This window comes from Agrobacterium sp. 22117 (genome assembly GCF_052045735.1).
Lineage (GTDB): Bacteria > Pseudomonadota > Alphaproteobacteria > Rhizobiales > Rhizobiaceae > Agrobacterium > Agrobacterium cavarae.
Window position 1 is genome coordinate 674,793 of sequence record NZ_JBQEPP010000002.1, and the last position, 15,252, is coordinate 690,044.

General features: G+C 58.9%; 16 protein-coding genes. 12 read left to right on the top strand and 4 right to left on the bottom strand.

The window, feature by feature from the left end; genetic code table 11:
* Positions 1-93: 93 nt before the first annotated feature.
* The 7 genes from ACTJKV_RS07640 (at position 94) to ACTJKV_RS07670 (ending at position 8,031) form a co-directional block, all read left to right on the top strand.
* Entirely contained in the window at positions 94-867 is a 774-nt protein-coding gene (locus ACTJKV_RS07640) for an N-formylglutamate amidohydrolase (protein WP_274102150.1), read from the top strand.
* A gap of 195 nt (positions 868-1,062) precedes the next feature.
* Positions 1,063-2,577: an amino acid permease gene (locus ACTJKV_RS07645; protein ID WP_112956747.1), complete on the top strand. Its 1,515-nt coding sequence runs from the start codon at positions 1,063-1,065 to the stop codon at positions 2,575-2,577.
* Between the two features lie 72 nt (positions 2,578-2,649).
* Entirely contained in the window at positions 2,650-4,017 is a 1,368-nt protein-coding gene (locus tag ACTJKV_RS07650) for a glutamine synthetase family protein (protein WP_062426482.1), read from the top strand.
* Between the two features lie 17 nt (positions 4,018-4,034).
* A complete protein-coding gene (locus ACTJKV_RS07655) occupies positions 4,035-5,423 on the top strand; it encodes an aldehyde dehydrogenase family protein (protein WP_274102152.1) in 1,389 nt (462 codons plus the stop codon).
* Positions 5,420-6,565: an iron-containing alcohol dehydrogenase gene (locus tag ACTJKV_RS07660; RefSeq protein WP_274102153.1), complete on the top strand. Its 1,146-nt coding sequence runs from the start codon at positions 5,420-5,422 to the stop codon at positions 6,563-6,565. The genes ACTJKV_RS07655 and ACTJKV_RS07660 overlap by 4 nt, the downstream gene beginning before the upstream one ends.
* Positions 6,566-6,697: 132 nt before the next feature.
* Positions 6,698-7,174: a VOC family protein gene (locus ACTJKV_RS07665; protein ID WP_274102155.1), complete on the top strand. Its 477-nt coding sequence runs from the start codon at positions 6,698-6,700 to the stop codon at positions 7,172-7,174.
* 146 nt (positions 7,175-7,320) lie between these two features.
* Positions 7,321-8,031, top strand: a complete 711-nt coding sequence (locus ACTJKV_RS07670) for a ParA family protein (protein WP_062598612.1) — start codon at positions 7,321-7,323, stop codon at positions 8,029-8,031.
* A 91-nt stretch (positions 8,032-8,122) separates the two neighbouring features.
* On the opposite strand, the gene ACTJKV_RS07675 is transcribed toward ACTJKV_RS07670, so the two are convergent.
* Together ACTJKV_RS07675 and ACTJKV_RS07680 are read right to left on the bottom strand one after the other, a co-directional pair.
* The gene (locus tag ACTJKV_RS07675) at positions 8,123-8,518 is read right to left on the bottom strand and encodes a helix-turn-helix domain-containing protein (protein ID WP_274102157.1); all 396 of its coding nucleotides are present in this window, start codon (positions 8,516-8,518) and stop codon (positions 8,123-8,125) included.
* Positions 8,518-8,814 (bottom strand): type II toxin-antitoxin system HigB family toxin, encoded by a 297-nt coding sequence (locus ACTJKV_RS07680; protein WP_062426487.1) that lies wholly within the window; start codon positions 8,812-8,814, stop codon positions 8,518-8,520. Before ACTJKV_RS07680 ends, ACTJKV_RS07675 begins: the two co-directional genes overlap by 1 nt.
* A gap of 166 nt (positions 8,815-8,980) precedes the next feature.
* On the opposite strand from ACTJKV_RS07680, the gene ACTJKV_RS07685 reads away from it, so the two are divergent.
* Both ACTJKV_RS07685 and ACTJKV_RS07690 read left to right on the top strand, forming a co-directional pair.
* Positions 8,981-9,601, top strand: a complete 621-nt coding sequence (locus tag ACTJKV_RS07685; RefSeq protein WP_112521416.1) for a TetR/AcrR family transcriptional regulator — start codon at positions 8,981-8,983, stop codon at positions 9,599-9,601.
* Between the two features lie 48 nt (positions 9,602-9,649).
* The gene (locus ACTJKV_RS07690) at positions 9,650-10,879 is read left to right on the top strand and encodes an MFS transporter (RefSeq protein WP_274102158.1); all 1,230 of its coding nucleotides are present in this window, start codon (positions 9,650-9,652) and stop codon (positions 10,877-10,879) included.
* A 103-nt stretch (positions 10,880-10,982) separates the two neighbouring features.
* Here the strand turns inward: ACTJKV_RS07690 and ACTJKV_RS07695 are convergent, their stop codons facing one another.
* Entirely contained in the window at positions 10,983-12,440 is a 1,458-nt protein-coding gene (locus ACTJKV_RS07695; RefSeq protein ID WP_440598582.1) for a L,D-transpeptidase family protein, read from the bottom strand.
* 212 nt (positions 12,441-12,652) lie between these two features.
* On the opposite strand from ACTJKV_RS07695, the gene ACTJKV_RS07700 reads away from it, so the two are divergent.
* From ACTJKV_RS07700 to ACTJKV_RS07710, 3 genes are all read left to right on the top strand, one after another.
* Positions 12,653-13,501, top strand: coding sequence for an aldose 1-epimerase family protein (locus ACTJKV_RS07700; protein ID WP_274102160.1), 849 nt, complete (start codon positions 12,653-12,655; stop codon positions 13,499-13,501).
* A gap of 112 nt (positions 13,502-13,613) precedes the next feature.
* Positions 13,614-13,952 carry a TIGR01244 family sulfur transferase gene (locus ACTJKV_RS07705; protein ID WP_062426491.1) on the top strand — a complete coding sequence of 113 codons (339 nt, stop codon included), beginning with the start codon at positions 13,614-13,616 and terminating at the stop codon, positions 13,950-13,952.
* Between the two features lie 43 nt (positions 13,953-13,995).
* On the top strand, positions 13,996-14,337 hold the full coding sequence (locus tag ACTJKV_RS07710) for a RidA family protein (RefSeq protein ID WP_062440491.1): 342 nt from the start codon (positions 13,996-13,998) through the stop codon (positions 14,335-14,337).
* A 104-nt stretch (positions 14,338-14,441) separates the two neighbouring features.
* Here ACTJKV_RS07710 and ACTJKV_RS07715 read toward each other — a convergent pair whose 3' ends face one another.
* The gene (locus tag ACTJKV_RS07715) at positions 14,442-15,206 is read right to left on the bottom strand and encodes a HugZ family pyridoxamine 5'-phosphate oxidase (protein WP_274102161.1); all 765 of its coding nucleotides are present in this window, start codon (positions 15,204-15,206) and stop codon (positions 14,442-14,444) included.
* Between the last annotated feature and the right edge of the window lie 46 nt (positions 15,207-15,252).

The following is a 15,252-nucleotide window of genomic DNA, read 5'->3' on the forward strand; positions in this document are numbered from 1 at the left end:
GAGAAAATTTCAAAAATCCATTTGACACTTCGGGATATGTGAAGAATTCTCTTCGCGTCGTTGGGGAACGGCAAAACCAGATGGGGTACGACCATGACGGTTCGTTCGCAATTTTTCCACGCCGACGAAGGTGACGCAGTCGCGGTGGAAAACGAAATGGGGAAAAGCCGGGTGCTGCTCGTCTGCGAGCACGCCTCGAAAACGCTTCCCGCCCGTTATGGCGATCTCGGTCTTGCCGAGGATGTCTTGTCGAGCCACATTGCCTGGGACCCCGGCGCGCTCGCGGTGGCGCGTCTTTTATCTCAGAAGCTCGATGCAGCGCTCGTTTTCCAGCGGTTTTCGCGGCTGATCTATGACTGCAATCGTCCACCGGAATCGGCCTCCGCCATGCCGGTCGTAAGCGAGATCTATGACATTCCGGGCAACGCCGATCTGGATGAGGCCGAACGGTTTCTCCGAACTGCCGCCCTCTACGTCCCGTTCCATGAAGCCGTGTCCAGCCTCGTCGAAAAGAGGAAGATCCTCGGCATTGAGAGTGTCATCGTGACCATTCACAGTTTTACGCCGGTCTATCATGGGCGGGTGCGCGAGGTGGAAATCGGCATCCTGCATGACAGGGACTCGCGTCTGGCCGATGCGATGCTCGCCGACCGGGAAGGCGCCTCTTTCAAGGTTGAGCGCAATGAGCCCTACGGGCCGGAGGACGGCGTAACCCACACGCTTCGTCTGCACGCGCTGCCGGAAGGTCTGTTGAATGTGATGATCGAAGTTCGCAACGATCTCATCGCAGACGAGGCGGGACAGCGTGCCGCTGCCGACTATTTGGGGGAAAGCCTCGAAAGAGCGCTTGCCAGCATAGGAGACTAGACTTGGATGTCGGCAGGTTACCCTGCCGAAGAATAATGTGCCGTGTGGTCCAGAACGCCAAAAATGGCGCGCGCCAGACGGGATAGGGAACAGCAGATGCATGCGGCCGGTGGGAAGGTCCCGCCAGCCGAACTGGGGCAAAATCGGCCAATCCGGCTGACTGCCTGCTTTTTTCTTGATCAGGAGAGACAAGGCATGGACAGTTCATCATCCGGCGTCAGCTATAAAAAGGCGGACGCATCCTATTTCGAAAAGCGTGGACTATCGCGTTACGCGGGCGTCTGGTCGCTGTGGGCGCTCGGCGTCGGCGCCGTCATTTCCGGACATTTTTCCGGCTGGAATTTCGGCTTTGCGACCGGCGGCTGGGGCGGCATGCTGGTGGCGGGTATCATCATCGCCATCATGTATCTGGGCCTGACCTTTTCCATTGCGGAAATGAGCCCGGCGTTGCCGCACACCGGTGCGGCTTACTCTTTTGCGCGGACTGCGATGGGGCCTTGGGGCGGCTTCATTACCGGGCTTTGCGAAAATGTCGAATATGTTCTCACCCCCGCCGTCATCGTCACTTTCATCACGGCCTATGTGAATTCCATTTTAGGGCTCGATCCGGCCTATTCGCCGCTTCTGTGGGTGTTGTTTTACATCATCTTCCTGGCGCTCAACGTCTTCGGACTTGAGCTCTCCTTCAAGGTGACATTGGTCATCACGCTGATTTCGCTCGGCGTTCTGGTGTTTTTCTGGATCAGCGCCATTCCCAATATCGATTTCTCCCGCTGGGCGCTGAATATCGGCGTCGGGCCGGATGGCAAGGCGGTCGAATTGCCGGAGGGCAATGGCTCCTTCTTCCCGTTCGGCATTTCCGGCGTTCTGGCGACACTTCCATTTGCCGTCTGGCTGTTCCTGGCGATCGAACAGTTGCCGCTCGCAGCCGAAGAGTCGGTCGATCCCAAGCGCGACATGCCGAAGGGCATCATTCTCGGCATCATCACGTTGATGGTTTCCGCCTTCATGATCGTGCTGCTCAATCCATCGCTTCCCGGCGTCGGCGCATTCCACCTCAGTTCGGCGCTGGAGCCGCTGCTGGATGGCTTCAAGGCGGTCTATGGCGATAGCGGCGTGGTGTTGCTGGGTCTGGTGGCTTTGACCGGCCTCATCGCCAGCTTCCACACCATCCTTTATGCGCAGGGGCGGCAGATCTATTCGCTCTCTCGCGCTGGCTATTTCCCGACAGCATTGTCCATCACCCATGCCAAGTTCAAGACACCGCATGTCGCCATGCTAACGGGTGCGATCGTCGGATTGGGCGTCATGATGATCATCTGGTTCGCACTCGGTGCGGAGCAGGGCGGCAGCATCATCGGCAGCGTGTTGCTGAACATGGCCGTGTTCGGCGCGATGTTCTCCTACATCATGCAGGCGATCTCCTTCATTCTGCTGCGCAAGAACCTGCCGCATATCGAACGGCCATTCCGTTCGCCGCTTGGCGTTCCAGGTGCGGTGCTCACCATCATCATCGCCGTCGTGACACTGCTTTATCAGGTGCAGGACCCGAACTTCACCAAGGGTGTGTTGTGGGTGGCGATCTGGTTTGCCGTGGCGATCGCCTATTTCGCCATCATCGGTCGTCATCGCCTGATCCTCTCGCCGGAGGAAGAGTTTGCGATGGAGCACAAGCAGGCTGCACTCAAAGCTTCTGCCGCGAAAGCCTGAAGATCAAAAAGAGAAGGGCGGCGCTCTTAGGGCCGCCCTTTGACAAAAACCAACATAGGGAACAACGAGATCATGACGACCTACACATTCGACGAGTTGAAGAAGGATGTCGCCGAAGGGCGCATCGACACGGTTCTGGCGTGCCTCGTGGATATGCAGGGTCGCCTGATGGGCAAGCGGTTCCAAGGGCAGTTCTTTGTCGAGAGTGCGTATGATGAAACGCATTGCTGTAACTATCTGCTCGCCACCGACATGGAGATGGAGACCGTCCCCGGCTATAGAGCCACGAGTTGGGAGAAAGGCTACGGTGACTACACGCTGAAGCCGGACATGGCGACGCTGCGTCGGGTGCCTTGGCTGGAAGGAACAGCGCTGGTTATCTGCGATGCCTATGATCATCACACCCATGCCGAAGTCCCGCATTCGCCGCGTGCGATGCTGAAAAGCCAGGTGGCCCGGCTCGAGGCCATGGGGCTAAAAGCCTATATGGCAAGCGAGCTTGAGTTTTTCCTCTTCGACCAGAGTTTCGAGTCGGTACGTGCCAGCGGCTATCGCAACCTCAATCCGGCCAGCGCCTACAATGAGGATTACCACATCTTCCAGACCACCAAGGAAGAAGAGGTGATGCGCGCCATCCGCAACGGTCTGCAAGGGGCTGGCATTCCGGTGGAAAACACCAAGGGCGAAGCGTCCGCCGGTCAGGAAGAAATCAACGTGCGCTATGCCGACGCACTGACCATGGCCGACCGCCATGCCATCATCAAGAATGCCACCAAGGAGATCGCCTGGTCCAAGGGCAAGTCCGTGACTTTCCTTGCCAAGTGGAACTATAGCGCTGCTGGCAGCTCCTCGCACATTCACCAGTCTCTCTGGAGCCTGGATGGCAAGACATCGAAGTTCTTCGATAAGGATGCTGATCACGGCATGTCTGAGATGATGAAGCATTATGTGGCGGGGCTTCTGGCGCATGCCAGCGAGATCACCTATTTCCTTGCGCCGTATATCAACTCCTACAAGCGTTACATGGCCGGCACATTTGCGCCGACCAAGGCAGTCTGGAGCATGGACAACCGCACGGCCGGCTATCGTCTGTGCGGCGATGGCACCAAGGGCATTCGCATCGAGTGCCGTGTGGGTGGCTCCGATCTCAATCCGCATCTTGCCATGGCAGCACTGCTTGCGGCCGGCATTGACGGCATCGAGAAGAAGATGGAACTTGAGCCGCAATTCGTCGGCGACGCCTATGGTGGCAAGGAAGTTCGGGAGATACCGAAAACGCTTCGCGACGCCACGGATCACCTGAACGGTTCCGCCATGCTGCGCGGAGCTTTCGGGGACGACGTGATCGACCACTATGTGCGTGCTGCAAAGTGGGAACAGGAAGAATATGATCGCCGCGTGACCGACTGGGAAGTCGCGCGCGGTTTCGAAAGAGCATAACAGGCTAGGAACATATCATGGTCATGATCCAGAATATCTCGCCGATCGACGGCTCGGTCTATGCCGAACGGGAGGCGATGTCGCTGGATGCGGCGCGCGGCGCTGTGTTGAAGGCGCGGGCTGCGCAAAAAGCGTGGGCACGCCGCCCTTTGGAAGAACGCGTTCAACTGGTGTTGAAGGGCGTGGCGCGCCTCAACGAAATGGTGGATGAGGTGGTACCGGAACTGGCCCACATGATGGGCCGCCCGGTTCGCTATGGCGGGGAGTTCAAAGGCTTCAACGAACGCTCGAATTACGTCGCCTCGATTGCCGCCGACGCACTGGCGCCGCTTGTGATCGAGGAGAGTAGCAATTTCGAACGCCGCATCGAGCGCGAAGCGCATGGCGTGGTCTTCGTCATCGCGCCTTGGAACTACCCCTATATGACGGCGATCAACACGGTGGCGCCAGCGCTGATGGCCGGCAATACCGTCGTCATCAAACATGCGGCGCAGACGCTTCTTGTCGGCGAGCGCATGGTGCGCGCTTTTGTCGAGGCGGGTGTTCCCGATGATGTGTTTGTGAATGTCTTCCTCGATCACCAGACAACGTCTGCACTGATCTCAGAAGGGCTGTTCAACTTCGTCAATTTCACCGGATCGGTGGAAGGCGGGCGCGCCATCGAGCGCGCGGCGGCTGGCACCTTTACCGGTCTTGGACTGGAGCTTGGCGGCAAGGACCCAGGCTATGTCATGGAAGATGCCGACCTCGATGCGGCGGTCGATACGCTGATGGATGGTGCGACCTATAATTCCGGTCAGTGCTGCTGCGGCATCGAGCGTATCTATGTCAACGAAGCGCTCTACGAGGCCTTTGTCGAAAAGTCCGTTGCCTGGGTTTCGAACTACAAGCTTGGCAACCCGCTGGAGCAGGAAACGACACTTGGGCCGATGGCCAACAAGCGTTTCGCCAAGGTGGTGCGCCAGCAACTGGCCGACGCGGTTGCGAAGGGTGCCAAGGCGCTCGTCGATCCGAAGCTCTTCGCCGCTGATGACGGCGAGAGCGCCTATGTTGCGCCGCAAGTTCTGATCGATGTCGATCACTCCATGGAGTTCATGACGGAAGAGACCTTTGGCCCGGCTGTCGGCATCATGAAGGTGAAGAATGACGAGGAAGCCATCCGGCTGATGAACGACAGCAAATATGGCCTGACCGCCTCGCTCTGGACCCAGGATGCCGAACGGGCAGGGCGCATCGGCCGCGAGATCGAAACGGGCACCGTCTTCATGAACCGTGCGGATTATCTCGATCCGGCGCTTTGCTGGACAGGCGTCAAGGAAACCGGACGCGGCGGTTCGCTCTCCGTCATCGGCTTCCAGAACCTGACACGTCCAAAATCATACCATCTGAAGAAAGTCACGAAATGAACATCGTCGCAAACTGGAGCTATCCGACCCCCATCAAGCTCGGGCGTGGCCGCATCAAGGAACTGGCGGATGCCTGCAAGACGCTCGGCATCAAGAAGCCGCTTCTGGTCACGGATCGCGGTCTTGCCGGCATGGCGATCACCGGCCATGCGCTGGATATTCTTGACGAGAATGGACTTGGCCGCGCGATCTTCTCCGACGTCGATCCTAACCCGAACGAGATCAATCTCGAGGCGGGTGTGAAGGCCTTCAAGGATGGCGGTCACGATGGCGTCGTGGCCTTCGGCGGCGGGTCGGGCCTTGATCTCGGCAAGGCTGTCGCCTTCATGGCCGGGCAGACGCGGCCGGTCTGGGACTTTGAAGATGTCGGCGACTGGTGGACGCGTGCCAATTCCGATGGGATCGCACCGATCGTAGCGGTGCCGACGACGGCTGGAACGGGTTCGGAAGTGGGACGCGCGAGCGTCATTACCAACTCCAAGACCCATGTGAAGAAGATCATCTTCCATCCGAAATTCCTGCCGGGCGTCGTCATCTGCGACCCGGACCTGACCGTTGGCATGCCGAAGGTCATCACCGCGGGCACCGGTATGGACGCTTTTGCCCATTGCCTGGAAGCCTATTCCTCGCCCTTCTATCACCCGATGAGCCAGGGTATTGCCCTGGAAGGCTTGCGGCTGATCAAGGAGTTCCTGCCTCGGGCTTACAAGGACGGCACGGATATTGAAGCACGCACCAACATGATGACGGCAGCCGCCATGGGTGCGGTCTCCTTCCAGAAGGGTCTCGGCGCGATTCATTCGCTGTCGCATCCGATTGGCGCTGTCTACAATACCCATCACGGCATGACGAATGCTGTGGTGATGCCTGCCGTGCTGCGCTTCAACCGTCCGGCGATCGAAGACAAGATCGTGCGTGCGGCTGCATATCTCGGGATCGAAGGTGGGTTCGACGGCTTCTACGATTACGTGCTGGAGCTTCGCAAGGAACTTGGTGTGCCGGACAATCTCACGGCCATGGGCATCAAGCCGGATCGGATCGACGAGCTGACAGCTGAGGCGATCAAAGATCCGAGCTGCGGTGGCAACCCGGTCGAGATGACGCTGGAGAACACCAAGGCCTTGTTCGAGGCTTGTTTCTGATTGATGGAGGCGGGACGTCACGCGTCCCGCCTTGTCCATTTCCTGCCGGTACCAAAGTGCAGGCTCCATCCTCCAATATCGCCATATTCTCATAAACGCGCTACGATCCTTTCTTCCACGGGAGGAAGGATCATGAGCAAGAATACGGTCTGTATCTGGTACGACAAAGACGCCGAGGCTGCGGCACGGTTCTATGCCGAGACTTTTCCGGACAGTTCGGTTGGCGCAGTTACGCGTGCGCCGGGCGATTATCCGAGTGGCAGCCAAGGTGACGTTTTGGTGGTGGAATTCACCGTCGCAGGAATTCCCTGCATCGGCCTGAATGGTGGCCCGACCTTCAAACACAGCGAAGCTTTTTCTTTCCAGATCGCAACCGACGATCAGGAGGAGACCGACCGCTACTGGAACGCCATCGTTGGCAATGGCGGGCAGGAAAGTGAGTGCGGCTGGTGCAAGGACCGGTGGGGCATTTCCTGGCAGATCACGCCGCGCACGCTGCTCGAAGCGTTGGCTGCAGGCGGCCGGGAGGCCAAGCGCGCCTTCGCGGCGATGATGACGATGAAGAAAATCGATGTGGCAAGGATCGAGGCTGCGCGCCGCGGCGACTGACCCTTGTCACCGGTATCGGCCTAAGATGATGTGCTTCAGAGGTGTTTCCAATTTGTTAACCATATTGGTTAACACTCTCTCAAGCACCATGCTTCGGTGCATTCCAGAGCATCGCATTACAAAGGCTCTGACATCTCGGGGTCACCATGACAGTCATCACATTCGCCAACACAAAGGGTGGGGCCGGCAAGACCACTGCGGTTCTTCTGCTCGCAACGGAACTGGCCCGCACAGGCCACCGCGTCACCGTTCTCGATGCCGACCCGCAGCTTTGGATTTCGCACTGGTTTGAAATCTCCGGCTCGATCAACAATCTCAGCGTCATATCAAACGTGACGATGGCCTCGCTGGAAGGCCATATCCGTGAGAACCGGTCCAATACCGACTGTTTCATCATCGATCTGCCTGGCACCAAGAGCCCGCTCTTGACGATGGCGCTCGGCATTTCAGATCATGTACTGATCCCTGTGCAGGGTTCCGCCATGGACGCCCGTGGTGCAGCGGAGGTGCTTGACCATCTGGCATTTCTCGACGCGAAGATGGGCCGAAAGATCGATCATTCCGTCGTGCTGACGCGCGTCAACGCCATGGTCAGCACGCGTGCGCTGCTTCAGGTGAAGATGCTGCTCGAAAGCCGCAACGTGCGTGTGCTCAACACACCGATTGCCGAACGTGCTGCCTTCCGCGACATCTTCGACCACGGCGGCACGATTGCCGCGCTCGACTGTCAGAAGGTCAGCAATGTCGACAAGGCGCTGGAGAATGTGCGGCTCTTCGCTACCGAGGTGCTGGCTCTTCTCCCGGCACGTGTCGTTCGTTCTGGCCGGGATTTCAGGTTCGGCCGCAGGGCTGCATGATAGGCAACTGCGATGCAAGCTAGGGCGCTCACCGTCCTGGTTTGCCGTGCCCCTGTTATGATCGCTTCCACGACAACGGGGGTACTCTGACTTACGCCACGTCCCTTTGCTGGGCTGCGAGATGATAGGGCTTCACCAGACAATCTGCAGGAATGCCCCATTCCTTATGAAGCTTATAGATCATGTCTACGGTCAGGGCGCGCTTCTTGTTCAGCACTTCAGATGCGCGAGAGCGGGAGCCGAAAAGCGCGCCGAGATCCGACTGTGTCCGCCCGGTCATCTCCATATGCGACCTTATTAACTCCACCGGTTCAGGCGCATCGATCGGGTAGTACGTATCTTCATAGGCCTCTATGAGAGCCGCCAGAATATCGAAGCGTTCCCCTTCAGGCGTTCCCCGTTCCGGCGGATTATCGAAGTAGGGTGAGACCTCGGCAATGGCCCATGCGAGGTCATCATTGTTCCTGATGGCGCGAATGTTATCCATTACACTGTCTCCGGGTTGATTTTGTCATATTCCTTGTGGGTGCCGATGAATTTTATCAGGACCCGTTTATACGCATAAGCAACATGCACGATCAGTCGATATTTGTTTCCCGCGATGTCGAATATGATCCTGTTGTCCGAAACAAAATCGACCGTAGCGCCAAATGCGGCCTTTACATCCGAGGGGCCAGTCCAGTCCGCTTTGCTGACAATTGCATGCCACGTCCTCAGCGGAGTTTCAGCTTGGGAGTGTTGCTCCCAAAAGGCCTTCAACGTCGATTTGGCGATGATCTGCATGCATCACCATGTAACACAAAGGGCACGCTCGGGCAAGAAAATTCCCAAATCGGGAACGTTCTGTGGCGTTTTTGACAAGGGGAATTCTCTGTGAGGAGGCCGTTCCATGACGAAGGCTGAAAACTTTTGCTTGATTTGGAAACGATCATTTCCTATATCTCGATCCATGACAGAGATTGCCTCCTCGCCATTACCCAATCGCCAGCGCGGCCGACCGCGCGAGTTCGATGTCGATGCCGCTATCGACAGGGCGATTGGTGTGTTTTCCGAGCGTGGCTTCCATGCGACCTCGGTGGGCGATCTGACGGAGGCGATGGAACTGACGCAGGGTAGTCTCTACAAGGCGTTCAAGGACAAGAAGGATATCTATATCGCTGCGGTCGAGCGCTACAAGCTGGTGCAGACGAAGCGGTTCGAGGCCAAGGTGCAGGCCGGGGAAAACGGCCGCGAGAGGCTGAGGGCGGCGATGGAGTTTTATGCCGGCAACTCGGCGGGCTCGTCCGGTGAACAGGGCTGCCTGATCGTCGGGGCTGCCGCCGATCTGGCGTCGCTGGATGCCGATGTGGCGCGCGTGGTGAGGAGCGCCATCGAGGCGCGCGAGAAGATACTGGCCCGCCTTGTGCGGGAAGGGCAGGCGGATGGCTCTGTTACGGGTCGGGGCGATGCGGACGTTCTGGCCAAGACGGCACTCTGCTTGCTGTATGGAATGCGGGTTGTCGGCAAGACCGGCCCCTCACGGGAGGATATGTCGTCGGTCGTGGATGCCGCCATGCGGATTTTCGATTGATCTTTTGTTTAATTTGGAAATGGTTGTTTCCTAATTTGGAGTGACGTTATGGCTTTGAAAGCTGTCGACACGAATGAAACGGCGGCAGAGACGATGTCGTCCGCCATGATCTCCTTGCTGGCGAGCGCCTGTGGGCTCGTGGCAGCGAACATCTATTATGCGCAGCCCTTGGCGGGCGTGATCGGCCCTGAACTCGGCCTGTCAGCGGCAGCGACTGGATTGATCGTGACTCTGACCCAGATCGGCTATGGTCTTGGCCTTCTGTTCGTCGTGCCGCTCGGCGATCTGGTGGAAAATCGCAAGCTGATCGTCGGCACCGTTACGACTGCGGTTCTGGCTCTGATTGCCGCGGCGCTCGCGCCGCATGCCGGCCCCTTTCTGTTTGCAATGTTCCTCGTCGGCGTCAGTTCGGTGGCTGTACAGATGATCGTGCCCTTCGCTGCGCATATGACGCCGGCTGCGATCCGCGGACGGGTCGTCGGCAATGTCATGAGCGGCTTGATGGTCGGCATCATGCTGGCGCGCCCGGTCTCCAGTGTTCTCTCGCAGTTTGTTTCCTGGCGTGGCGTCTTCCTGGTCTCTGCTGTAGCGATGGGTATTCTGGCGATGGTGCTCTACCGGCAGCTGCCACGGCGCATGCCGGACGCGAAGCTGCCCTATCGCGCGCTTCTGGCATCCATGGCGGAGCTTGCGCGCACGACACCGATCCTGCAGCGGCGGTCTGCCTATCAGGCAGCGATGTTTGGCGCCTTCAGCCTGTTCTGGACGACCACGCCGCTTTATCTGAGCGGCCCGGCTTTCCAACTGACGCAGGGACAAATCGCGCTCTTTGCCTTGGCGGGTGCGGCCGGTGCGATTGCGGCTCCCATCGCTGGACGTGTCGCGGATCGCGGCTGGACATGGGGGGCAACGCTCTTTGCGCTCATCACGGCTGCGACGTCTTTCCTCGTCACCCATATCGCGCCGGAAGGATCCCGTCTGTCTCTGGCGCTGCTGGTCGTCGCCGCCATCATCCTGGACTTTGCCGTCACCACCAATCTGGTGCTGAGCCAGCGTGCCATCTTTGCGCTCGGCGCAGAGTTCCGCAGCCGCCTCAACGGCGTCTTCATGGCAACCTTCTTCATGGGCGGTGCGGTCGGATCGGCGCTTGGCGGCTGGGCCTATTCCCACGGACAGTGGACAGCGGCGTCCTGGCTGGGTTTCGCCTTGCCGGTCATGGCTCTCGGCTTCTTCCTGACAGAGCGGAGAAGTGAGCAGCGGGCAGTGAGAGTGGGCTGAGGCTTCGGCTGGTCTCGATCATCTGCTGAGTCAAACGAGCCGCTCAAACGAAAAATCCCCGGCCATGAACTAGCCGGGGATTTTTGCTGAGCGGAACCGGATACTACTCGGCAAATTCTACCACGACACCGGGGCGGACCATCTTGGCAAGCTCCGTGGCATCCCAGTTGGTCAGGCGGATACAGCCATGGCTGTTGGTCTTGCCGATCTTCGAAGGTTCCGGCGTCCCATGGATGCCGTAGGTAGGTTTGGAAAGCGCGATCCATACCGTCCCTACGGGGCCGTTCGGCCCTGGCGGGATCTGCAGGATCTGGGTGTTCTGGCCTTGCTGGAAGTTGATCTTCGGGTTGTAGGTATAGCCCGGATTGAGCGCGATACGCTCTACCGTATGGGTGCCGCTCGGGGACGGCGTGTCCGAAGACCCGATGGTCGCCGGATAGGCGGCGATCAGCGTGCCGCCCTCATCGTACGCGAAGACCTGCTTGATGCCCTTATGCGCCACGATGCGCGCGACCTGGCCCTTCTTTGGTTCACCCGGATTGGCAACCTTGATGATCGTGCCGGGAACGGTGAAATCAACGCCGGGGTTGAGTTCCTTCAGATAGGTCTCGTCCATGTGGAATCGCTCGGCTAGCGCTTCCGTGGTGGACGTGTAGGACATGGCGGGAAGCTCAGCCTTGGCGGCATAGTCATCCGGGATGGAAGCGACATAGGGGCCTGCCGCATCTGCTGCGGTGATCGTGTAGTCGACGATCGCCATGCCGCCGCTGTTACGAAGACGCTCGAGAATGTCGTCGGTGTTGTTCGGGTCCAGCCGCTCGCCAGTCATCTCCTGCCACGCGGAAATGGCCTTGTTGACGTTGTCACCCATCTTGCCGTCGATGACGCCGGGCGAAATGCCCTCGCGGTCGAGAAAGACTTGAAGAGCGACGATTTCCTGGCGTGAGCGGTTGACCGGTGCGGTGACCGGCTGGTTACGCTCGATCAGATGATCCGGCTGTGGCACGGCGGCTGTCGTGCTCTCGCCCGGCATCGGCTGGCTCAGAGGGCCGCTTTCGACATCGCCGCGCTGGGGCTCGACCGAGCCGGTATAGACATCGTCGCCGATGCCATCATTGCGAAACTCGCGGTAGTCGCGGTACTGGCCGTTACCCTGTTGAAGGCGCTGATTCTCCTGATAGCCATAACTGCGGCGCGGCTGTTCAGGCTCGCGGTATCGGCCGGGCGGCGGGGGATAATAGGTGTCGGGTTCGCTGTAGTAGGGATCTCGCTGCGCCTGGTAAGGGTCGCGCGGCGCCTGCCGCTGCTGTTGAGCGCCGCCCGGCATCTGCGTGCCGACGAGGTTGCCATAGCGGTCGTAATAGACGGTGCGGCCCATGCGGTCCCGGCTGATGACCACATCATTCGGGTTCGGCAGATAGTCGAGAACGGTGCCGTCTGGCGCGACCAGGACGCCCTGTTCCTGAGTGACATAGCGCTGCTGTGCGGAGGCGTGCGACGGTGCAAGCACCGGCGATGCTGCGACTGCCAGACAGAACACGGCGTTAAGAAAAAGTTTCACGTTCTTGCGATCCCTCGGGTTAGTCCCAATAAACACACGGTAATCTTGACCCTATTGTGAAAAAGGTGAATTCGCGGTTAATGCAATCTTAATTTCTGGCCCTTGCGATCGCTTTTGCGTGAACTTGCGTCAATAGCATCACAGATATTACGTATTCGCGCGGGACAAGCCTCATTCGAAGGCGTCATAGACATGCGTGGGAGAAGCCGCTGATGAAAGAGTTCAAAGCCGGAAAGTCGCCGTCGATTTTCCTTGACGAGACCTCCGTTCTCGATATCGGCCCCTGCATCGTCGATGGTGTGAACATCGCGCCCGAGCGCGCCATTCCAGACGATGGCGACCCGCGTATCGATCATTCGCTCGAAGGGTTTTTGTTCACCTGTGGTCCAGACCATATTCGTCATCCGCAGCTCATTCCGGGTGATGCGAGCGGGCGAAAGTTCCCCCTGCATGGCTCCTTCTCCTCTCATCCGGCCGAGATCACGCGCTGGTCCGTATCGGATGGTAATGCCGAAGCGGCGGCGCAGGTTCCTGTCTCGCTCGCAGAGGGCGGGACAGCGCTCCTGGAGCGGGTCTGGCGAATCGATGGTGCAAGCGGTGAGGTGAGCCTTGAGGACCGGGTGACCAACACCAGCGATCATGCTCGTCCGACATTCCTCATGTATCACATGAACGTTGCGGCGAAGCTGTTTGACGATGCGGTGCGGCTTGAGGGCGCGTCTTTTGACGGCGGTGGCTTCGGTTGGCGCTTCGGAGACGAGCCGGGCAGCGTCTTTTGTGTGCCGGCGCAGGGAGAAAATGGCTGGGCGACGCTAACACTTGGGCCGATGGCATCCATTGGTGGGCGGCGCCTGAAAGTCTCGTTTCGGACCGACACACTCCCCTATCTGCAGATGTGGCGAAACCAGAAGGCGCCGGCCAATGTGCTTGGCATAGAGCCGGTCTCACATCGCTGGGTGGACCGGGCCGAGTTGGAAAGAGCAGGCGAGTTCAATATGTTGCAGCCGGGTGAAAGCCGCAGCTATGGTTTGCGCTTTTCTATTCTCTCAACGGCTGTTTAATTGAAAAAGCCTGTCATTGACGCATCCGGCTCAACCCCTTACATCGGATACGGATTTTGCGAAATGGCGGGGCTTTGGGTCCCGCAATGCCGTCACCTTCGGAGGATAGAAGATGGATATCAGACGCATCGATGACGATTACTCCGTAACCGGCCAAATCAGCGTGGCCGATCTCGATGAGGTGAAGGCGCTCGGTTTCAAATCCATCGTTTGTCACCGTCCCGATGACGAGGAAGAAGGCCAGCCGCGTTTTGCCGATATCGCCGAACGGGCTGAAGAGCTCGGCCTGACGATCATGCATGTGCCGGTTGGTCGCTTCGGAGTCGATCCGGATGCGGTTAGCGGCATGGTGGATGCGCTGGACGAATTGCAGCGCCCGATGCTCGGCTATTGCCGTTCGGGTGCGCGCTCCACCGCTATTTACGAAAAGACCCATCATCTGCGCGGTTGATCCTGCGCCGTTTATCTAGAGCCTACCAAACAGGAGTATTTCCATGAGCATCAAGCGTATCGAACCCGGCAAGCGCATGAGCGGTGCCGTCGTTCACGGCAACACCGTCTACCTCGCAGGCCAGGTCGGCGAGGGCACCTCCGTGACCGAACAGAGCAAGTCTGCTTTGGCTGAAGTCGATCGCCTGCTGGCTCTGGCCGGCTCCGACAAGTCGAAGATCCTGCAGACGATCATCTACCTCTCTGATATGTCCACATTCGGTGAGATGAACGCCGTCTGGGAAGGCTGGATCGACCCGGCCAACCCACCGGCGCGCGCCACCAGCGAAGCAGCCCTTGCAACGCCGGACTATAAGGTCGAGTTCATCGTCACCGCCGCGATCTGATCATCAGCGATAGTGTTTTGAAAGCCGGTCCTTAGGGCCGGCTTTTTTGTTGGGTGAGAGCGTGGGAAACGAAAAAAACGTTTCATCCGAATCTCTTAGCTGTATCACTTCGCAGATTGAGTCAGTGCCTTGGCAAGTTGATTCAAGTCGGTGACCCGCTCGGCAAACCACAGTCTTGCCAGATCCTGTGACGAGGCCAGATTGACGCCGTCAGGATCGATCGAGGTGACCTTCCATGCCCCGGGCTTCCTACCGGCCATGACGGCGAGCCTTGAGGCTTCGCCCTTGATCGCGTTGATGTGGGCTATCTCGTGGTCGACCGCAGCGATCAAACTGTCTGCGCCGGTCAAATCCGTGCGCAGGTTGTCGGCGGTGATGTTGCTGGCGTTGCGCGCAGGGCCGCCATTGATTTGCACGCCGTCAATCCTCATCCGGTAAAGCTGGGTGTCCGGTAAACCGAGGTAGAGCTTGGCCTTTGGGTAGCGTGCGATATAGCGCGCCTTGGCAAGTGGTGTTTCCGCGTCGCTCATCAGTTCGGCCCGGCCGACCAATGTCAGACGAGGCAAGGTAAGGGCGTCGCCCTTGTTAAAGGGAGCAAGCACCAGCGAGATGCGGGGATCAGCCTCGATGTTTCGCGCATGAAGCGCCAGGCGCGCGGCGAAGAAGAACGGCGTTCCATCCGGCTCGACGGCGATGTTGGTGGCGGTATTGTAGGGGTAGCCGCTTGCGGGATCGAGAGTTGCCAGACCGCAGGTTCGGGATGTCAGCAGCACATCGCGTGCCACCCGGATGGCTTCGAAGGGAGCACCGGCCGAAGCTTCGATCTTGGCATTGCGGGGTGTGATGACCGGGATTTTGCTGTTGTGCATGGCAGTCCGTGACGTCCTGTGCTTGTGTCCTACGTTGGACCAGTCT